This window comes from Streptomyces saintjeani (assembly GCF_055409605.1).
The window spans coordinates 5,968,930-5,987,668 of record NZ_CP189624.1 but is presented as its reverse complement, the minus strand read 5'-3'; the positions used below and the strand labels follow the sequence as shown (position 1 = coordinate 5,987,668).

Below are 18,739 nucleotides of genomic sequence, written 5' to 3'. Positions count from 1 at the left end.
TCCCTCCGTCGCCGCCTTCAGCATGGCCACGGACTCCCGCAGCGGTCTGGCTTCGCTCAGGACAACGTCGTAGGCACCCCGGACCTCCTCGACTGCGTCAGGGGAGTAACGCACCTTGCCGGTACGCAGGCCCTCCGTGTACGCGACGGGTGGCTGACCCTCGAACCACATCAGCTTTGCCCAGCCGGGAAGCCGTGACCATATGGCCCCCGATGGGAGCACTACCTCTTTTCTCTCACGTCGTATACTCCAGGTCCGAAAGAGCGGCTTCACGCATCACGGAAGCCATTCCTTCCGGGCTGACGCCTTCCAAGTAGCTGATCAGCGCCCTTCGCGTTTCGTCGACCTCGCACGCGAGTCCGGTTCCGTGGATTTCTCTCGGGAGAATAACCCTACGGAAATATTCAGACTCGATCACCCGCCCCAAGAGCTGTTCCGCAAGCCAATATGGGGTTCGCTCTCGGATGGCGAAGGTCAAGTGGATACTGTCCTCGGTCGCATCCTTGGAATGAGGGTTGTGAACCCATCCTCGGGGAAGCAAGAGGCTTTGCCCAGGCTGCAACTCATACACCAGGTCCGGTCCCCTGGCCTCCCACTCCGCCCTCCAGCTCTCCTGCCAAACGCGTGGCGATTCCAGATGGAGCCTCATGGGACTCTTGCACTTGGGCAGCCATAGTTCCCAGGTCTTCGTCCCTGAAATCTGCACGATGACGGCCATCTGCTGGTCCCAGTGATGGCTTAGCCCCTGGCCACCGGGAGGCGTCAGAAATGCGTGGAGGTAGTTCGAGTACCCAGTCTCTTGCTGGATTTTCCGGGAGATGCTGTTAAGGGCAGGAACGACCCTCTGAAGATTGCCCAGGCGGATCGTGAATCCCCGCTCGTGGTACGCCCTCAGCTTGCTGCCGTCCGTCCGCCCGCCAGTCATGAACCCCAGAGGGTTGATGACTGACATAGGGGGGTTGGCCCCGTGGTTCATAACGGCTACCTCAACCGCCGGCACACACCCATTGAACGCCCAGGTTTCGAAGAAGTCTTCGTCAACGTACTGATCCAGCTCGGTCGTCCCGCGCTCGTACAAACGGGGCTCGTCAGGCCACGACTCCAGAAGTTCGATAACTCCGCCTTCAGGAAGCAGATGACGCAAGGACATACCGATCTCCTCAGTCGGGAAGGTGCGGAGGGAAAGGGCAAGCCACATCGGGAAAAATCCGGTGCGGACAGCACACGACGTGAAGTGACTGAATATTCTGAGACGGGGTGTAGTACACCCAAGCGATGTCCGTTCCTCTGGACAGGGCGTCGGAGGCATGCACGATTTTCTCTTCCGGCGAAAGATAGGCTCGCTTTCCGTCTTCTCTCACAAACGGCGGATTGTCTAGATAATTCCGCTTCAGCCAGCCCAGAACGTCATCTACATCAGTCCAAGTACGGTCGGCCGCCGCTTGCCCTCGCTTCATCAACCAATGGCCCAGAATCAGAGGCGGAAGGTTGGAGTTCGCGAACTCCAAGGCGGCCTCACGGTAACTCTCGTGGTGCGGAACTCCGAATTCGGGTGCGTCAGGGTGCGGAGGCCGCCGGTGGCCTTCTCGAAAGTACCGAGCCGGGCTTCCCGACCAGGCGAACCCATGCCAGTGTCCGGGCTGTCCACCAGGCCAACTCATGTTCGATCTCCGCAGGGGCTGGGGACCGCCCCCAAGGTTTCGGGGGCGGTCGTGGTGCTGTCTGAGGGGACGGCCAGGTCAGACGGTCAGGCCGCGCTCCCGCACCCACTTGATGGCCCACGTGTCCATCTCGGAGCCGGTGAACCGCAGGTCAACGTTGGTGGCGCCGGGCTTGTTGTCGCGGATGACGAACGCCTCGGTCACGCCGGGGATGGTGGCGACCGTCACGCACGTCTCGTTGTCACCGCCCAGGTTTCCGCCGCAGTAAGCCGTGAACTCAGCCTCCTTGATGGACAGCCTGTAGAGGTCCGGGGTGTTCAGGGGCATACTTCCTCCAAGTGCGTTGATACGCGGAGGGCGAACTCCGCTTTGTTGTGCGCTTACTGACCCTCCCGGTCGCCGGAAGAAGCTTCTCTTCGGATATGTCGGGCAGGGGCAGAGATTCTGTTAGCGAAGTGACCCCGGAACAGAACCGATCACAAACCCGCCTCCTCAGACTCCAGGCACGTCGGCGGTGGGGTTGCTCGACGGTCCCGATTGAGCTGCGCCATACGAGCACGGATCAGGTTGTCCCTCTCCCCGACCTCACCTGTGAACGCCCGCTTCAGGGCTCGGTTGATCCTCAAGACGTCTACGACGCTGAGAGCACCGACGACGACAGGTGCCTCCCGTCCTTCGGTGGCCCAGTCCACACGCATTCCGGAAGGGAACACCTCGATCCGCCGAAGCAGTTCCCGAAGCTCCTCGTAGGCGTCCTGGGAGCGGTTGCTCGACGGTCCACCAGGACGTTCTACGACCTGGGGCGTGGGCTCCGACATCTCATCACCTCGTGCCGTGCGCTGACTGGGAGGAGTACTCAGTCAACGGCAGCAACGGCCACCGGAACAGGTGAAACACAAGGGCACGCCCTCACGTGGCACCGGTGAATTTTGCCTTCGCCCGTGGCTCTGTAGTCGCTCGGAACTATCGTGAACGTATGCCAGAGGTGAACTTGAAGCTCGAAGCCCGGATGGCGGAACTTGGCTTTAAGCAAGCCGAGTTGGCGCGTCAGGTCAACATCGAGATCGAACTTCTGACCGGGAGGCCAGGAAACGTCACCGATGCCGATGTGCGGCGGTGGCGACGCGGTGCCACGAAATGGCCGCAGGAACGCATCAGGCGATCTCTGGAACAGGTTCTCTCTGCCACCGCCGAGGACCTGGGGTTCACGGCCCGCAAGAAGAGCAGTGCTGTTGCGGCCTCGGGCTCCACCAACCGTGGGCAACTCGGCGTCAACGATGTCCGCCGCCTGCATCAGGACTACGTGGCCATTCTTCGGCACGATGACGCGGGGCGAGGCCCGCGTCAGGTGGAGAGCCTTGCCACGGAGTTGGCCTCCCGAATCCAGTCCTCCCTGGTCCTGGCCACCGCCTCAACCCGTGTACGGGACATGCTTCATCAGCTCGCCGCAGAAGTACTCAGCACTGCGGCCTTCGCCTCGATCGACGGCCGTGCACCGCAGCGGGCACGCGCGCATGTGGACAAGGCCCTGACCTTCGCCGGCCTGTCTCGGAACAGCGAGGTGATGTACCACGTCTGGAACCACCTCTTCCTCACCTCCAGCCAGAGTGAGAATCACGCCGAAGCCGTGGCCGGCGCCGAGGTCATGAAGCGGTCGTCGATCTCTCGGCGAGACCCTCTATACGCCTCGCTCGGACACATCCGAAATGCCAACGGACTGGCCCGCACACACCGGCCATCAGAAGCCATGCGTGCGCTCGGAGATGCCGAGCGGGCCTTTGAACGCGCTACTGACCAGCAGCGTCCCGAGTGGATCAGGTTCTACGACCGCAGCGAGTTCGACGCACTGTCAGCTTTTACATGGACCGCATTGAAAGATCACAGAAAGGCCGAGTATCACTTACATCGCACACTTTCTTCCCTTTCGGTCGAAATGGTGAGGAATCGCGCGCTGTACACCGCTCACTTGTCAGCCGCGCAGGTCAACCAAGGGGAGCTTGAGCTTGCTTGCGCGACGAGCCGTCAAGCGTGCGCGCTGCTGCCTTTGCCCGGCGGTTCGCAACGCACAGCCAGGACTCTGGCCATGACACGAAAGCGCCTCATAGCGTCTGGTTCGATGGCTCCCGAGGTCACCGACTGGATCGAGGAGTCCGCCCAATGGATCTGAAGCGCTACAGGCACCGCGACGCTCAGGACATGCGCACACTGTTGCTGGACATCCATGACGAGGTGTATGCGGACGACCCCAACCCGTTTCACTCACGGGAGCGCTTCACCTACTTCCTTGATCGCTGGTCGTCCAAAGAGGACTGGCGATGCATCATGGGCTGGGAGGACGATGAACCGGTCGGCTACGCATATGGCGCGATGTTCAAGCCGACCAGTTGGTGGTTGGGACACAAACGCCCTTCCGACCTCAGGGGCTCTGTGTTCGCCCTGTCCGAACTGATGGTGACCCCCAAATGGCGCGGCACAGGCCGAGCGCAGAAAATCCACGACACGCTGCTCAACGGGGTGACTGCCGACCTGGCCTCGCTCCAGGTCGAAGCGGAACACCCCCGAGTGCAGGCCATGTACGAGCGTTGGGGCTACACCAAAGTGGGCGAGTCGAAGTCGCATGACGACTCACCGCTGTACGCGATCATGGTTCGGAAGCTCAGGCCGACTGCCCAGGTGCGGCATCTCCCCGGTTGGTTGAACTAGCCCGGACAGCCGGAAGACCCCCGCACTGAACTTGCGGAGGTCTTCTGCTGCCACGGTCTTGGGTGCTTGTCAGAGCTGCCCGCGCTTGACGGCCGCCAGGAACGAGGTCCAGCCGCCCGCCGGGACGATCAGGGCCGGGCCGGTGAGGTTCTTGCTGTCCCGGACGGGTACGGCAGCCGTGTAGCCGTCCAGGACCTCGACGCAGCTCCCCCCTTGCGCTCCGCTGTACGAAGACTTACGCCAACCGCTCAGGGTGGACGTGTCCGTTATGCGCTGCTCAGCCATGTTGCCGGTATTCCTTCTCTGCTGCCCTCAACAGGGCTAGTGACTGCTGGAGCGGTTGGGCTTCACTCAAGGCAAGATCGTAGGCTCCCTGGATCTCCTCAACCATAGAGGGGGAGTCATGCACCGTTCCCGTACGCATGCCCTCGGTGTACGCGATGGGTGGCTGATCCACGAACCACATCAGCGTTGTCAGTCCGTCCAGCAACGGGTGCGAACTGGCAGTGAACGGCAGCACGTTGACCCTGATCCTCTCGCACTCGACAAGCGCCACGACGTGGGCCAGCTGATCTGCCATGACCTTGGGTCCGCCAAAGGGACGCCTGATGACCGCCTCATCCAGCAGCGCCCATACTTCCGGAGTCGTCGGGTCCTTCAGCAACTTGGCCCGCTCAAGCCGTGTCACAACGGCCTTGTGACGCTTCTCTTCGCTCTTCCGGGGGTACCCCGTGCCGATGACGGCCGTGGCATATGCCTCGGTCTGCAAGAAGCCAGGGACGTACGACAGCCCGAATTCCCGAATGGTCGTCGCCTGTTGCTCCAACTCGCGCGCACGCTCGAACCAGTCGGGGACGTCACCTTTCTTTCCCGGCCGGAAAGTAGCCAGCACATTCCCCGTACCCAGCGCCAGGTCAAGCCTCTTGGCATCCTCTTCGCTGGGATGGCGAGTCCCGTTCTCGATCGCAGCAATGTGCGAACGGGACATGATCGCCGCATCCGCCAACTCCTGCTGAGTCCACCCCTTGGCGGTCCGCGCTTCCTTCAACCACTCGCCGTAAGTCGTGGCCATGGCCTAACTCCCCCTTGTCCCAGTGTGGTTGTAACGAGGATGCCAGTAGCGCAGGCCCCGGAACGGGTCGTTCCCTGAAGAGGAGGAAACCCCGACCACCAGGAGATCAACGGCGATGAACAACAGTACGCCGTACCCCCAGGAATTCATCAAGCCCGAAATCATCGACGAGTGCGACGACTGCAAGGTGTTCGTCGACAAGTGGTTCCGGCACATGGCCACGAAGACGAAGGACGGCGCCCCGAACGAGAACCACGACCCCTCCGCCGCGAGCGACGCCGCCGTCCTCTGGAAGATGCACGTCACGAACACGCACCCCGGGGAGCCGAAGTGAGGCCCCTGAACGCCCGCGTGACCGCCCTGGGCGAACCCCGACTCGTCCAACTCCTCGACGGCACCGAAGAGTCCGACTGGCGGACCGAGTACGGCGGCACCCTCGACCCCGCGACGGGGAAGGTCGAACTTCCCACTCCGGCCTACACCCCCTGCCCCTACGAGAACTGCCCCGACTGCGCGCGGGAGGCGACCCGTGGTCACCACTGAGCACATCGGGAAGACCGTCACCGACGGCCGACGCACCGGCACCCTCATGGCCTTGATCAAGCAAGAGAACCCCGACCAGCCTCCCGCCTACCGCCGTTCACAGCTCATGGCGTACGTCCGCCCCGAGGGCGGCGGCGTCGAATGGGATGCCCCGCCGTCCGAGCTGAGGCTCGCATGAGGGCCGTGTGCACCGTCGTGGTCGTCCTCGCGGCACTCATGTGGGTCGTCACCGTCGCGTGGATCGTCGCCGGAGTGACGACCTGAACCGGCGCCCGGACATGACGAAGGCCCACCACCCACATCCGTCGGGGCTGACGGAAGGGATGGTGGGCCCGGCCCCGTACGCCGTTGTACAGGGCCTCGCCGGTAAGTACCGCGGCCGGTTCGTGACGACGCGTCTGGTCAGGGACTGATCGGTGAACCGGCCGCGGAGTACAGGGGGTTACGAGAGGCGGGACACCAACGCCTCGTACTCGTCCCAGAGTTCCTTCGGCGTGTGGTCGCCGAAGGTGTTGAGGTGGGCCGGGACCAGCGACGCCTCCTCGCGCCAGATCTCCTTGTCCACCGTGAGGAGGAACTCCAGGTCGGAGTCGGCGAGTTCGAGGCCCTTCGTGTCCAGGGACGCCTTCGTCGGGAGGATGCCGATCGGGGTCTTCACCCCCTCCGCCTTGCCGTCCAGGCGCTCCACGATCCACTTCAGGACACGGGAGTTCTCACCGAAGCCGGGCCAGACGAACCGTCCCGCGTCGTCCTTGCGGAACCAGTTGACGTAGTAGATCTTGGGGAGCTTGTCCGCGTCCTTGTCCTTGGCGACGTCGATCCAGTGGGCCATGTAGTCGCCCATGTTGTAGCCGCAGAACGGCAGCATCGCGAAGGGGTCGCGGCGCAGCTCACCGACCTTGCCCTCGGCGGCGGCGGTCTTCTCGGAGGCGACGTTCGCGCCGAGGAAGACACCGTGGTTCCAGTCGAAGGACTCGGTCACCAGCGGTACGGCGGAGGCGCGCCGCCCGCCGAAGAGGATCGCGGAGATCGGGACGCCGCGCGGGTCCTCCCACTCGGGCGCGATGATCGGGCACTGCGAGGCGGGGACGGTGAACCGGGCGTTGGGGTGGGCGGCCGGCGCGTCGGAGGACGGCGTCCAGTCGTTGCCCTTCCAGTCGGTGAGGTGACCGGGGGTCTCCTCGGTCATCCCCTCCCACCAGATGTCACCGTCGTCCGTCAGCGCCACGTTCGTGAAGACGGAGTTGCCCCACAGCGTCTTCATCGCGTTCGCGTTGGTGTGCTCACCCGTGCCGGGCGCGACACCGAAGAACCCGGCCTCGGGGTTGATGGCGTACAGCCGCCCGTCCTCCCCGAACCGCATCCACGCGATGTCGTCGCCGATGGTCTCGACGGTCCACCCGGAGACGGTGGGCTCCAGCATCGCCAGGTTCGTCTTCCCGCAGGCGGACGGGAACGCGGCGGCGACGTACTTGGCCTCGCCCTGCGGCGGGGTCAGTTTCAGGATGAGCATGTGCTCGGCGAGCCAGCCCTCGTCGCGGGCCATGACGGAGGCGATGCGCAGGGCGTAGCACTTCTTGCCGAGCAGCGCGTTGCCGCCGTACCCGGAGCCGTACGACCAGATCTCGCGGGTCTCGGGGAAGTGGGAGATGTACTTGGTGGAGTTGCAGGGCCAGGGGACGTCGGCCTGGCCGGCTGCGAGGGGAGCGCCGAGCGTGTGCACGGCACGCACGAACTTCCCGTCGGTCCCCAGCTCGTCCAGAACCGCCTGCCCCATGCGCGTCATCGTCCGCATCGACACGGCGACGTACGCGGAGTCCGTGATCTCGACGCCGATCGCGGAGAGCTTGGAGCCCAGCGGTCCCATGCAGAACGGGACGACGTACATGGTCCGGCCGCGCATGGAGCCCCGGAAGACACCCTGCTCACCCGTGAAGATCTCCCGCATCTCGGCGGGGGCCTTCCAGTGGTTGGTGGGACCGGCGTCCTCCTCCTTCTCGGAGCAGATGAACGTCCGGTCCTCGACCCGCGCGACATCGGTCGGGTCGGAGGCGGCGTAGTAGGAGTTCGGCCGCTTGATCGGGTCGAGCCGCTTGAACGTGCCCTTGTCGACCAACTCCGCACAAAGTCGGTCGTACTCGGCTTCGGATCCGTCACACCAGACGACGCTGTCCGGCTGGGTCAGTTCGGCGATCTCGTTCACCCAGGAGGCCAGCTCCTGGTGAGGGGTGGGGGGAGCCGCGATGTCGCGCGCCACGATTGCTCCTACTGGGACGAGGGTTTTTGTTTGTTGCCCCGTGGGGGCCACGACCCGGACGCTTCACTGAAGGGCGCTCATCCGGTGCCGTCCGCACTCATTTGATCATCCGCCGGGTCGGCGCATCTGTCCAGAGGGCGTCACATATGAGCGGAGTGAGGCTCGCCACGTGTTCGCGCGACCGCAGAGGGGAACAGGGGGTGGCGCGGGTGGGGCGAACGGCGGAACTTTGCCGACTTCTACGGGTCGACAGGCGCCCTTCCGTGGGCCGCAACGCCCGTGAGAGGATGGCCACTCCGCGCTGGTCGTCTTGTCGTACTGATACGTAACTTACGGCTCCGTAGGTACGATTTCGCGTATGACTGCGCCCTCCCTGCCACACCAGCTCAAGCAGCAGGCCCAGCACCTCGCCGAGCCGATCAAACCGAAGCTGCGCGGCTGGCTGCATCTGGGCATGTTCCCGACCGTCCTGATCGCGGGCCTGTTCCTGACCGCCCTCGCGGACTCGCCGAAGGCCCGGATCGCCTGCGCGATCTACATCCTGACCGCCTGCCTGCTGTTCGGCGTGAGCGCGGTGTACCACCGGGGGAACTGGAGCCCCCGCATGGACGGCATCCTGCGACGGCTGGATCACGCCAACATCTTCCTGATCATCGCGGGCACCTACACCCCGCTGACGATGCTGCTGCTGCCGAGTTCGAAGGGCACGTGGCTGCTGTGGAGCATCTGGGGCGCGGCGGCGGCCGGCATCCTCTTCCGGGTCTTCTGGGTCGGCGCACCCCGCTGGCTCTACACCCCCTGCTACATCGCGATGGGCTGGGCGGCCGTCTTCTTCCTCCCCGACTTCATGCGCGCGGGCGGCATCGCGGTCCTGGTCCTGGTCATCGTCGGCGGTGTCCTCTACAGCGCGGGCGGCGTGATCTACGGCATGAAGAAGCCGAACCCCTCCCCGCGCTGGTTCGGCTTCCACGAGGTGTTCCACTCGCTGACGCTGGCGGCGTTCGTGGTGCATTACGTGGGGATCTCGCTGGTGGCTTATCAGCACGGGTAGACCCCGCACGACTTTCAAGGCCACGGTTCGATGCCGTGGCCTTTTCCATGCCCTCTCGCGGTGCTGGTTCACGTCGTCTCTATGCAACTACGTGACTGGACGGCTGGCCGTCCTTGTGACGGGGGTAGGACGGTCCGTAGCTTGCTCACCACAGAGAACCGGAGGGGTTCAGTGGACGAACTGCGGATCGTCGCCGGCGGGCCGTGCGGCAGCGGCGGCGACGACAAGTGCGGGAACGGCGACTGCCCGACCGTGTACACGACGCCGGAACCCGGGATGCTGGCAGTCCAGGGCTACGACGTGGCTCACCCGACGCCGGACGGTGAGTCGGTCGTACTCATCCCGGAAGACATCCTGAAGGAGGCCGCTCGTGCCCGAGGGTGGCTCTAGGTCGTTTCTGATGGCTCTTGATGGGCGGGGTGGATCTCGTTGTCGCGTGGGCAGGCCGCTCGTATGGTGCGGCGACACGAGCTCTCGGACGCGCAGTGGCACAAGATCGAGCCTTTTCTGCCCGGGAACGGCAGGCCGGGCGGGCAGTGGGCTGATCACCGGAAGGTCGTCAACGGGGTGCTGTTCCGGGCCCGGACCGGGGTTCCCTGGCCTGATCTGCCGGAACGGTACGGGCCCTGGCAGACCGTCTACGAGCGTCATCGCCGCTGGTCGGCCGACGGAACCTGGCAGACCATCCTGGAAGAGCTGCAGATCGAAGCGGATGCCGGCGACCCGGACCGGGCCCACGCCCGCGAAACCTCCCGGCAGGAGTGGGCGGTCAACATCGACTCGACCTCCTGCCGGGCGCATCAGCATGCGGCCGGAGCGCCCCGCAAGCCTCCGGCCGACCACCCGCAAAAGGGGGCGGAACGCGCGAGGAGGCAGATGGACGCGAGGCACTGGGGCGCTCGCGGGGCGGGCTGACCAGCAAGGTCCATCTGCTGTCCGACGACCGGGCCCGCCCGCTGACCTGGCTGACCTCGCCGGGCCAGCGTGGTGACAGCCCGATGTTCGCGCCGGTGCTGGACGGCTTGCGCATCCGGCGCCGTGGACCGGGCCGCCCGCGCAGCCGGCCGGACCGGGTCCGTGGCGACAAGGCGTACTCCAGCCGCGACAACCGGGCCTACCTACGGCGGCGCGGTATCAAGGCCACCATCGCGCAGCCCGACGACCAGCGGGCCCACCGCAAGAACCGCGGACGGGCCGGGGGCCGGCCCCCGGCCTTCGACAAAACCCAGTACCGCCGCCGCAACGCCGTTGAGCGGTGTGTGAACAAGTGGAAGCAGTTCCGCGCTGTCGCAACGAGGTATGACAAGCGCGACTACATCTTCAACGGAACCCTGACCGTCACAGCGATCGTCATCTGGCTCCGCGACACCGTCCAAGAGCCATCAGAAACGACCTAGCCCTGTGCTGCTGGACGGCGAGGAGTGGCAGGCGTACTTCCGCGACTTCGAGCGCTCCGCGTTCCGGCTCGAAGTGCACCAGACGTACACCATGCCCGCAGAGGCGGAAACGGTCCGGGCCTTCCAGGCCGGGGAGCCGAGGCCGGAGGACTTCAACGCGCCGTGGTACGAGACCGTCCGGGGGCACGCGGCGGCGGGGCGGACCATGACCCGCGCCAAGATCGTGCGTCGGCCGCTCACGTCCTACAGCCGCTATCTCTTCGAATGGTGCATCCCCGGAAATGTCGAGGCGGGGGAGGACTACCGCATCATCGATCTGACCGATCGGCCGAACCCCGGACTGCCCGCGCAGGATTTCTGGCTCTTCGACGAAAAGACCGTCGTCCATCTCAATTACCGCACCGATGGCACCCAGATCAGCCGGGAGCTGATCCAGGAACCGGATATCGGCAGGTATCTCGCGTGGCGGGATCTCGCACTAGAAAGTTCCGTTCCGTTCCGTGTCTATCGCTGCAACATGAGCTAGACGAAGATCAGCTGCGCTTGACGAGGTTGCCGAGGGAGCCGGCGGCCCGACTCGGGGAACGGCTGGCGGAGTACACGCCCCGGGCCCGCCACCCCTCCCGTCCACCTCGACGGGATGCGGGTGGTGGGCCTTCGTCATGTCCGGCGGGGTTTCGGAAGCACCCCCAAGCAAAGAGACAGTCAAGTCCGATTGACTGTTGCCACCTTTTGAGAGTTACTCTCATTTCATGGACACTGTCACTCCCGACCCCCGCCGCTGGTGGGCCCTCGGCGCGCTCGTCGCCAGCATGCTCACCCTCGGTTTCGACCTCACGATCCTCAACGTCGCCCTGCCCACGATGGCCGGAGATCTCGGCGCGTCGATCGGGCAGCAGCAGTGGATGGCGGACGCGTACGTCGTCGTGTTCGCCGCGCTGATGCTCCCCGCAGGGCTCCTCGGTGACCGGTTCGGGCGGCGGCGGATGCTGGTCGTCGGACTGGTGCTTTTCCTCGCCGGCTCCCTCCTGGGCGCGCTCGCCGGCGACGTGAACTGGGTCATCGCGGCCCGCGCGTTCATGGGCATCGGCGGCGCGCTGGTCACCCCGCTCGCGCTGTCCGTCCTGCCGTCCCTGTTCGGCGCGGACGAGCGTACGAAGGCGGTCGGCATCATCTCCGCCGCGAGTTCGCTGGGCCTGCCGCTCGGCCCGATCATCGGCGGCTGGCTGCTGAACCACTTCTGGTGGGGCTCGGTCTTCCTGGTCAACGTACCGATGGCCGCGATCGGCATCGCCGCCTGTGTCTTCCTGCTCCCGGAGACGAACGACCCCTCCTCCCCCAAGGTCGACACGGTGTCCGCCGCGCTCACCGCGTCCGGCCTCGGCGCGCTGATCTTCGCGATCATCGAGGCGCCGACGCGCGGCTGGGGCGACCCGCTGATCGTCGCGATGTTCGCGCTGTCCGCCGTACTCCTCACGGGCCTCGTCCTGCGCGAGCGCGGTATGGCGCGGCCCATGCTGGACATGTCCCTGCTCTCCCAGCGCGGCTTCCTCTTCAACACGCTCGCCGCGACGCTGGTGATGTTCGTGCTGTCCGGCCTGCTGTTCGTCCTCCCCCTGTACCTCCAGACCGTCCTGGGCAACGACGCGCTCGGCACGGGCGTACGGCTGCTGCCGATGATGGGCGGCCTGCTCGTCGCCGCGCGCGCCGCGCAACCCGTCGTGGAGCGGTTCGGCGCGCGGGCGGTGGTGAGCGCCGGGCTCGCGGTGCTGGCGTTCTCCGCGCTCCTCGGGAGCCGTACGACGGTGGACTCCGGGTACGGGTTCACCGCGCTGTGGCTCTCCATCACCGGCCTCGGCTTCGGGTTCTCCGTCGTCCCCGCCATGGACGGCGCGCTCGGCGCCCTGCCGCGTGACCGCGCGGGCAGCGGGGCGGGGCTGCTGATGACGCTCCGCCAGGTCGGCGCGGCCATCGGCATCGCGCTGCTCGGCAGCCTCATCGCGAGCGACTTCCGCGACCGGCTCGACGTGACGGGACTGCCGTCCGGCCTCGCGCACACGGCCGGGGAGTCCGTCGTAGCGGCGCATCTGGTGGCGGAGAAGGCCGGGGTTCCCGGTCTCGGTGCTTCCGCGAACAGTGCGTACGTCCATGGCATGAACCTCGCGCTGCTGGTGTGCGGCGTCTGCGCGCTGATCGCGGCGCTGCTGGCGGCGGCGTTCCTGCCGAGGGCCGAGGACGGGGCGCCCGAGGCTGTGGACGTGGTCCCTGACCAGGCCGATGCACGACAATGAGGTACATGGCACCCCCCAGTCACCTCTCCCTCGACGCCGGTTCCCCCCTCGGTCTGCGTGAACGGAAGAAGATCAAGACCCGGACGGCGATCCGCACCGCGACGTACGCCCTCGTCGGGGAGCAGGGGTACGAGGCGACCACGATCGAGCAGATCGCCGAACGCGCCGAGGTGTCGCCGTCCACGGTCTTCCGGTACTTCCCGACGAAGGAGGACATCGTCCTCACGGACGAGTTCGACTCGCTGCTCCTCCATGAACTGGCGAAACGCCCCGCCGACGAGCCGTGGATGGTGTCCCTTCGGCACATCATGCGACTCGCGGTGCGGGCGGGCCTCTCCGCTGAAGAGGAGAAGAACACCCGGCTCCGTTCCCACCTCCTCGCCCATGTCCCCGCCGTACGCTCCCGGATGATGGAGAGCATGTCGGTGACCGGGAAGCTGCTCGCCGAGGCGGTCGCCTCCCGGACCGGCCGGGAGAAGGACGGCCTGGAGGCGCGGGTCTACACGATGTCGCTGGTCGGGGGGCTGTCGGAGATCGTGCTGTACTGGGCGGAGAACGACTTCCAGGACGACCTGCTGGACCTGCTCGACCGCGCCCTCGACGTACTGGAGAAGGGTCCGCCGGGGCTGCGGCAGCAAACCTCTTGAGCGGACCGGCGAGCGCCTCCATGCTGGCCGGGTGACGACCGCACCGCAGATCCACTTCCGAGTCGCCCCCGCCCTCTCCCTCTTCGTCCGCCGCGCCACCACGACCCTGAGGATCGACGGCGTCTCGACGCTGGGCCACGTCGTGGAGTCCGCCGGAGTGCCCCTCACGGAGGTGGGGGCGCTGGTGGTGGACGGCCGCGAGGTGCCGGCCTCGTACGTCCCCTCCCCCGGCGAGTCGGTGGAGGTGCGGGCGCATGTCCTGCCCCAGCGGGTCCCGGGCGCGCCCCTGCGTTTCCTCCTCGACGTCCACCTCGGCACCCTGGCGCGGCGCCTGCGCCTGCTGGGCGTGGACACGGCGTACGAGTCGACGGACATCGGCGATCCCGCGCTGGCGTCCCGCTCGGCGGCCGAGAAACGCGTCCTCCTGAGCCGGGACCGGGGCCTGCTGCGCCGCCGCGAGCTCTGGGCGGGCGCGTACGTCTACGACACGTCCCCCGGCACCCAGCTCCGCGAGACCCTCACCCGCTTCGCCCCCACCCTCTCCCCCTGGACCCGCTGCACCTCCTGCAACGGCCTGCTCCGCCCGGCGACGAAGGCGGAGGTCGCGGACCGCCTGCGCGAGGGGACGCAGGCGTCGTACGACGTGTTCGCGCAGTGCGGGGAGTGCGGGAAGGCGTACTGGAAGGGGGCGCACCACGAGCAGCTGGAGGCGATCGTGGCGGAGGCGGTGAGTTTCCGGGGGGAGCCGGGCTGAGCGTGGCTCTGAGTTTCCCAGGGCCGTCGGCGCCCCCGTACGGTGGCTTCGGCGTCCGCGTAGGCCGTTCGGCACTGTCGGTGGCGGCGGCTAGCATTTTGGGCAGGGCACGGGAGGAAGACACAGGATGACGCAGGCCGAGGTGGGCGGGGTGGACGAGCGGGTGCCGGGGCGCCGGTGGACGGTGCGGCTGGACCCCGTCGGCCGGGGCGGGGTGGTGCGGGTGTCGTGCAGTCGTCCCGCCTGTGCCGAGCAGCGCTTTCCGACCGCGGCCGAGGGGCGGGCGGCTGCGGTCGCTCACCTCAAGGCGCATCTGCGTGCCGCGCCGGCTCCCCGGGACGGGGTGTACTGCGCGTGCAGGGCCGACGGCTGCCGTACGCACATGCCCGCCGTCGGGCGGACCCCTCGGGCCGAGCCCTGGCGGTGCGGTGGGCCGGTCGTGCTGGCCGTGGTCACCGACCGGGAGGGGCGGTGGTGGCAGGCCATGGAGTGCTGCTCGCGGTGTGTCGCGGCCACGCCCGGGGCCAGGACGGTGGGCACCGCGCAGGGAGCCGGGGGGCAGGCGGCCGAACGGTCGGCTGTTGCGGGTACGAGCGCAGGCGCGAGTGGGGGCGCAGGCGCAGCCGGGGGCGTACACAACCCCGCGCACGCCGCCGCAGCCACGGCCCCCGGCACCGGTACGCCCCCCGGCCGCCCCGCCGTCCCGCAGTTCTCCGATCACCAGCCCATCACCCCCCAGTTCTCCGACCACCAGCCCGCCACCCCCCTCCCGGCCCCCCGCCCCGCGCCCAAGACGGCCCCCGCCCGCCGCCGCCCGCAGATCGCGAAGATCGCCCAGCGCGTCATCCCCCACGACCTGCGCCCGGTCGAACTGCGGGACGAGCTCATCGAGTTGGGGAACCTCTTCCGCGCCTACCAGAAGCGCGACAAGCCCGACCTCTCGGTCCTGGCCGACCTCCAGGAGCGCAAGGCGCGCGCCTTCGTCGCGTGGGCGGACGCCACCTTGGAGGGTGTCCTGCGGTTCGAGGCGCAGCGTGCCGAGCAGGCCGCCGCCACGATCCGTATGCAGCACGAGCAGCGCACCGGCACGGGCACCGGCATCGCCTACAGCGGCCCGGTCGACGGTGTCGTCGACGGCGACGGCCCGGCCGTGACCCGGCTGCTGACCGGCCTGACCCAGTGGGAGCACGCGCGCGCGGTCCTGGCGTACGTCGCCGAGCACGCGCCCCTGCCCGGCCCGGAGGCCCGGCTGGCGGTGCTGATGCTGACGCTGCGCACGGCGCACACGGGCACCGGCAACCTTGTCGGCCAGGACCTCGCGGGCCTGGGCCTGACCGATCCGCAGGCCCTCGTCGAGGAGCTGACCGGCAGCGGCTGGCTGGAGATCCCGTGCACGGCCGAGGAGTTGCTCGCCTCCCGGCCGGAGAACCCCACCCCGATCACGGTCCCCTCGCTGGTGCCGGCCGAGGACGAGGCGGGCCCGTTCACGTTCGGCAAGAAGATGCGGCCCAAGCTCTCCGGCTGGGCCCAGCGGGTCGTCTCGGACAAGAAGCTCCGCAAGAAGAAGGCACCGGCCACCACCCGGCTGCTCACCCTGGCCCTGGCGGCCCAGACCGACGCGTCGGGCCGCCTCGGCCCCGGCGGGAACGGCATCGCGCTGGACAGGCTCACCGCGTGGGTCCCGGTCGACACCGACGAACTCAAGGACCTGGTCGAGCAGTTGACGGCGGCGGACTGGCTGGCCGAGGCGGACCTCACGGACACGCACCTCGCGGGGCAGCTGTCCGAGCGGGTCCTGCCCGTGAGCTGCCCGCTGCGCAAGGCGGAATGAGCGGAGCCCCGTACCCGGTCGAGTGCCGGGTACGGGGCTCCTGTTGCCCACCTCGAAAGGTCAGCCGCGCTTCAGATCCTTCGCGTCGCACGCCACCTTGTTGCGGTTCGGGTCCAGCCCTAGCGGATCGTCACCGCCGTTGACGGTCAGACGGCCGTACTCGTTCTTGGCGAGCCACGCGCAGCGCGCGGCCGTCGTCTTCTTCACGTCGGCCGGGAACGTCGTCGGTACGCAGACGTTGACCGAGCCGTAGTGGCGGTCGCAGCCGGAGATGGTCGGACTGACCTTCTGGGACTGCTTCTTGGCGCCGGGGCCGGTGACCTTGCCGGTCAACTTGGCGGCGAAATCGTGGACATGGGGTGCGGCCTCGGTCTTGGCGAGCGCGAGCGCCTTCGGGCCGGTCAGGTGGACCCATTTCGCCACCGAGGGAACGCCGTTGGCGTCGACCGCGAACAGCATGTACCAGCCGGGCGGCGCCAGGTTGGGGTTGCTCGTGACGTTCAGGTCGACGTTGTTGCCGTCCACCGACAGCGGCAGGTCCACGAACCGCTGGTTGGGGTCGGAGGAGTGCGTGACCGCCGCCGGACGGATCAGCTCGGCCTTGGCGATGGGCCGGTCGACGGTGATGCGCTGGGTGTCGCCGTACTGCCACTCGGTGTCGATGAGTGAAGTGATCGCCGGACGCGGGCCCTTGAAGAGATAGGGCGGCGAGTAGACGGACACGTTGTGGTTCCAGGTGCCGTTGCCGGGGTTGTCGCCGGTGGTCAGCACCCGGCCGTCCGGGAGGAGCACGGCCGAGGAGTGGTAGCCGCGCGCCTCGGGATCGGCGGCCACCTGGTCGAACGTGTTGGTCGCCGGGTCGTACAGCGAGGACTCGTACACGGGGTTGGCGCGGTTGTGCAGGGCGCCGCCGGTCTCCAGGACCTTGCCGTCGGGCAGGAGGACCGCGGAGACGTACATCTTCCCCTGGTTTCCGGTCTGTTGGACCGGGCCGTTGCCGAGGTCGACGGTGCCCTGCGGGATCGGCGGGCCGGCGACGTACGCGGGGTTGGGCTGCTTGAGGTCGATGAGGTCGGTGAGGCGGTTGCCCTCGGGGTTGGAGTCGATGTTGCCGCCGCCGAGGGTGAGGACCTTCTGGTCCTGCGCCGGGGGCAGCAGCACGCTGGCGGACTGGTCGCGCTGGTCCTTGTTCTGGAGGCCGGGGATCTGGGTGACGGTGTTCGCGTCGTAGTCGTAGACGGCCGAACCCGTCCCCGGGATGTTGTTCCCGAAGACATGGCTGCCGGTGTAGAAGAGCCGGCCGTCCTGCATGAGGACCATCGCCGGGTACAGCCCCCAGTACGACCAGGTCTGGTTGACCCGCCACAGCGGCAGCCACTGCTGCTCGGCGTCGGACCAGCGCTCGGCGGTCACGGACCCGGAGGAGTCCTCGCGCAGCCCGCCGAAGGAGAGCACGTCACCGTCGCCGAGGACGGTCGCGGACGGGTACCAGTGGCCGTCGTTCAGGTCGTTGGTCTTGCTGTACGTCTCGGTGACGGGGTCGAAGACGTACGAGTCCTTGTACCCCTCGTAGCCGTGGCCGCCGGCGACCGGGTACGCCTTGTTGCCGCTCATCACCAGCACGCGCCCGTCCTGGAGCTGGACGTGCCCGGAGCAGAACATGTCCTTCGGCGTGGGGACGACCTTGTACGTGCCGTTCGCCGGGTCGTACACGGCGGAGGTGAACGTACCGGCCGCGAACTGCTCCTCGCTGTTCCCGGAGCCGGCGATCATCAGCACCTTGCCGTTGTTGAGGACGACGGAGTGCATCGAGCGGACCGGGTTCTGCGTCGGGAGGACGTTCCAACTGCCGTCTGCGCACTGGGCGTTGGTACCCGTGCAGGTCGGCGGCGGGGTGACGTCCGGGACCTGCTCCATCGTGTAGTCGTCGGTCGTCGCCGAGCCGGTGCCGTACACGGAGACGCCCCAGGTGATCCGGTCGGTGCCGGCGGGGACCTCGGGGGTGCGGACGCTCGCCTGGGCCCAAGTCGCCGCCAGGTCGAGGGTCTTGAGGTCGGTCCAGTACTGCCAGCCGGCGGTGGCGTCGTGCCGGAAGAGGGTGAGGGAGGTGTCGGGGGTCGTCGACTTGTACCAGAGGGACAGGTCGTACTGCTTGCCCGGTACGACCGTCGGTGCGCAGGCCGCGGACTCGGTGATCAGGGCCTTGCGGTCGCCGTTCACGCGCCGGGTCAGCTCGACCTTCATCGCCTTCGACCCGGAGTGCGCGTCCGAGGTCGTGGTGAACGTGAAGTCGTTGTCGCCCCAGCCGGACTTCTCCCAGCAGTACGGCATGTCGCCCGAACCGGCCGTCTCGAAGCCGGGGTTGAGGACGAGGTTCGCGGCGGAGGCGGGCTGCGGGGAGGTGAGGAGCAGGCCGCCGGTGAGGCCGGCGACGGCCAACAGGGCGGTCTTTCTGCGGTGGTTGAGGGGCAGTTTCATGCGGCTCCCTTCGGGGATGGGGCAACCGGCCGACGCCGGGCGGCTCTTGACCGG

At 67.4% G+C, this 18,739-nt stretch carries 20 protein-coding genes; 13 read left to right on the top strand and 7 right to left on the bottom strand.

Annotated elements, in window-relative coordinates:
• Positions 1-235 precede the first annotated feature (235 nt).
• From ACQCO7_RS27415 to ACQCO7_RS27405, 3 genes are all read right to left on the bottom strand, one after another.
• Complete coding sequence (locus ACQCO7_RS27415) at positions 236-1,150, bottom strand: JmjC domain-containing protein (RefSeq protein ID WP_464074302.1); 915 nt, start codon at positions 1,148-1,150, stop codon at positions 236-238.
• A 589-nt stretch (positions 1,151-1,739) separates the two neighbouring features.
• Positions 1,740-1,988, bottom strand: coding sequence for a DUF397 domain-containing protein (locus ACQCO7_RS27410; RefSeq protein WP_464074301.1), 249 nt, complete (start codon positions 1,986-1,988; stop codon positions 1,740-1,742).
• A gap of 149 nt (positions 1,989-2,137) precedes the next feature.
• The gene (locus ACQCO7_RS27405; protein ID WP_464074300.1) at positions 2,138-2,479 is read right to left on the bottom strand and encodes a hypothetical protein; all 342 of its coding nucleotides are present in this window, start codon (positions 2,477-2,479) and stop codon (positions 2,138-2,140) included.
• 158 nt (positions 2,480-2,637) lie between these two features.
• On the opposite strand from ACQCO7_RS27405, the gene ACQCO7_RS27400 reads away from it, so the two are divergent.
• On the top strand, positions 2,638-3,828 hold the full coding sequence (locus ACQCO7_RS27400; RefSeq protein WP_464074299.1) for an XRE family transcriptional regulator: 1,191 nt from the start codon (positions 2,638-2,640) through the stop codon (positions 3,826-3,828).
• Positions 3,819-4,364, top strand: a complete 546-nt coding sequence (locus ACQCO7_RS27395; protein WP_464074298.1) for a GNAT family N-acetyltransferase — start codon at positions 3,819-3,821, stop codon at positions 4,362-4,364. The genes ACQCO7_RS27400 and ACQCO7_RS27395 overlap by 10 nt, the downstream gene beginning before the upstream one ends.
• Before the next feature lie 69 nt (positions 4,365-4,433).
• Here the strand turns inward: ACQCO7_RS27395 and ACQCO7_RS27390 are convergent, their stop codons facing one another.
• On the bottom strand, positions 4,434-4,649 hold the full coding sequence (locus ACQCO7_RS27390; protein WP_464074297.1) for a DUF397 domain-containing protein: 216 nt from the start codon (positions 4,647-4,649) through the stop codon (positions 4,434-4,436).
• Positions 4,642-5,436 (bottom strand): helix-turn-helix domain-containing protein, encoded by a 795-nt coding sequence (locus tag ACQCO7_RS27385; RefSeq protein WP_464074296.1) that lies wholly within the window; start codon positions 5,434-5,436, stop codon positions 4,642-4,644. Before ACQCO7_RS27385 ends, ACQCO7_RS27390 begins: the two co-directional genes overlap by 8 nt.
• 115 nt (positions 5,437-5,551) lie before the next feature.
• On the opposite strand from ACQCO7_RS27385, the gene ACQCO7_RS27380 reads away from it, so the two are divergent.
• From ACQCO7_RS27380 to ACQCO7_RS27370, 3 genes are read left to right on the top strand one after another with little or no spacing between them, the layout of a single operon-like run.
• On the top strand, positions 5,552-5,770 hold the full coding sequence (locus ACQCO7_RS27380) for a hypothetical protein (protein ID WP_464074295.1): 219 nt from the start codon (positions 5,552-5,554) through the stop codon (positions 5,768-5,770).
• Positions 5,767-5,979: a hypothetical protein gene (locus tag ACQCO7_RS27375; RefSeq protein ID WP_464074294.1), complete on the top strand. Its 213-nt coding sequence runs from the start codon at positions 5,767-5,769 to the stop codon at positions 5,977-5,979. Before ACQCO7_RS27380 ends, ACQCO7_RS27375 begins: the two co-directional genes overlap by 4 nt.
• Entirely contained in the window at positions 5,966-6,157 is a 192-nt protein-coding gene (locus ACQCO7_RS27370; protein WP_464074293.1) for a hypothetical protein, read from the top strand. The genes ACQCO7_RS27375 and ACQCO7_RS27370 overlap by 14 nt, the downstream gene beginning before the upstream one ends.
• A gap of 264 nt (positions 6,158-6,421) precedes the next feature.
• On the opposite strand, the gene ACQCO7_RS27365 is transcribed toward ACQCO7_RS27370, so the two are convergent.
• Complete coding sequence (locus ACQCO7_RS27365; protein ID WP_464074292.1) at positions 6,422-8,236, bottom strand: phosphoenolpyruvate carboxykinase (GTP); 1,815 nt, start codon at positions 8,234-8,236, stop codon at positions 6,422-6,424.
• Between the two features lie 358 nt (positions 8,237-8,594).
• On the opposite strand from ACQCO7_RS27365, the gene trhA reads away from it, so the two are divergent.
• The 8 genes from trhA (at position 8,595) to ACQCO7_RS27325 (ending at position 16,207) form a co-directional block, all read left to right on the top strand.
• Complete coding sequence (trhA, locus tag ACQCO7_RS27360) at positions 8,595-9,287, top strand: PAQR family membrane homeostasis protein TrhA (protein WP_464074291.1); 693 nt, start codon at positions 8,595-8,597, stop codon at positions 9,285-9,287.
• Between the two features lie 141 nt (positions 9,288-9,428).
• Positions 9,429-9,677: a hypothetical protein gene (locus tag ACQCO7_RS27355; protein ID WP_464074290.1), complete on the top strand. Its 249-nt coding sequence runs from the start codon at positions 9,429-9,431 to the stop codon at positions 9,675-9,677.
• A 63-nt stretch (positions 9,678-9,740) separates the two neighbouring features.
• Positions 9,741-10,684, top strand: a protein-coding gene (locus tag ACQCO7_RS27350; protein ID WP_464074289.1) for an IS5 family transposase whose coding sequence is annotated in 2 segments (ribosomal slippage) — positions 9,741-10,157 and positions 10,160-10,684 — 942 coding nt in all. Because the reading frame shifts where the segments join, the coding sequence is not laid out codon by codon here.
• Positions 10,685-10,688: 4 nt separating this feature from the next.
• Positions 10,689-11,210: a DUF6879 family protein gene (locus ACQCO7_RS27345; protein WP_464074288.1), complete on the top strand. Its 522-nt coding sequence runs from the start codon at positions 10,689-10,691 to the stop codon at positions 11,208-11,210.
• A gap of 226 nt (positions 11,211-11,436) precedes the next feature.
• Positions 11,437-12,975: an MFS transporter gene (locus ACQCO7_RS27340; protein ID WP_464074287.1), complete on the top strand. Its 1,539-nt coding sequence runs from the start codon at positions 11,437-11,439 to the stop codon at positions 12,973-12,975.
• 5 nt (positions 12,976-12,980) lie between these two features.
• Positions 12,981-13,622 carry a TetR/AcrR family transcriptional regulator gene (locus ACQCO7_RS27335; RefSeq protein WP_464074286.1) on the top strand — a complete coding sequence of 214 codons (642 nt, stop codon included), beginning with the start codon at positions 12,981-12,983 and terminating at the stop codon, positions 13,620-13,622.
• Between the two features lie 31 nt (positions 13,623-13,653).
• On the top strand, positions 13,654-14,376 hold the full coding sequence (locus tag ACQCO7_RS27330) for a Mut7-C RNAse domain-containing protein (protein WP_464074285.1): 723 nt from the start codon (positions 13,654-13,656) through the stop codon (positions 14,374-14,376).
• 127 nt (positions 14,377-14,503) lie between these two features.
• Positions 14,504-16,207: a hypothetical protein gene (locus ACQCO7_RS27325; RefSeq protein ID WP_464074284.1), complete on the top strand. Its 1,704-nt coding sequence runs from the start codon at positions 14,504-14,506 to the stop codon at positions 16,205-16,207.
• A gap of 60 nt (positions 16,208-16,267) precedes the next feature.
• Here the strand turns inward: ACQCO7_RS27325 and ACQCO7_RS27320 are convergent, their stop codons facing one another.
• Entirely contained in the window at positions 16,268-18,685 is a 2,418-nt protein-coding gene (locus tag ACQCO7_RS27320) for a galactose oxidase-like domain-containing protein (protein ID WP_464074283.1), read from the bottom strand.
• Positions 18,686-18,739 lie beyond the last annotated feature (54 nt).

Coding starts and splice junctions, on each gene's coding strand:
- ACQCO7_RS27320 (WP_464074283.1), bottom strand. CDS start 18,685: ATGAAACTGCCCCTCAACCACCGCAGAAAGACCGCCCTGTTGGCCGTC.
- ACQCO7_RS27410 (WP_464074301.1), bottom strand. CDS start 1,988: ATGCCCCTGAACACCCCGGACCTCTACAGGCTGTCCATCAAGGAGGCT.
- ACQCO7_RS27385 (WP_464074296.1), bottom strand. CDS start 5,436: ATGGCCACGACTTACGGCGAGTGGTTGAAGGAAGCGCGGACCGCCAAG.
- trhA (WP_464074291.1), top strand. CDS start 8,595: ATGACTGCGCCCTCCCTGCCACACCAGCTCAAGCAGCAGGCCCAGCAC.
- ACQCO7_RS27325 (WP_464074284.1), top strand. CDS start 14,504: ATGACGCAGGCCGAGGTGGGCGGGGTGGACGAGCGGGTGCCGGGGCGC.
- ACQCO7_RS27335 (WP_464074286.1), top strand. CDS start 12,981: ATGGCACCCCCCAGTCACCTCTCCCTCGACGCCGGTTCCCCCCTCGGT.
- ACQCO7_RS27415 (WP_464074302.1), bottom strand. CDS start 1,150: ATGTCCTTGCGTCATCTGCTTCCTGAAGGCGGAGTTATCGAACTTCTG.
- ACQCO7_RS27340 (WP_464074287.1), top strand. CDS start 11,437: ATGGACACTGTCACTCCCGACCCCCGCCGCTGGTGGGCCCTCGGCGCG.
- ACQCO7_RS27405 (WP_464074300.1), bottom strand. CDS start 2,479: ATGTCGGAGCCCACGCCCCAGGTCGTAGAACGTCCTGGTGGACCGTCG.
- ACQCO7_RS27400 (WP_464074299.1), top strand. CDS start 2,638: ATGCCAGAGGTGAACTTGAAGCTCGAAGCCCGGATGGCGGAACTTGGC.
- ACQCO7_RS27380 (WP_464074295.1), top strand. CDS start 5,552: ATGAACAACAGTACGCCGTACCCCCAGGAATTCATCAAGCCCGAAATC.
- ACQCO7_RS27395 (WP_464074298.1), top strand. CDS start 3,819: ATGGATCTGAAGCGCTACAGGCACCGCGACGCTCAGGACATGCGCACA.
- ACQCO7_RS27390 (WP_464074297.1), bottom strand. CDS start 4,649: ATGGCTGAGCAGCGCATAACGGACACGTCCACCCTGAGCGGTTGGCGT.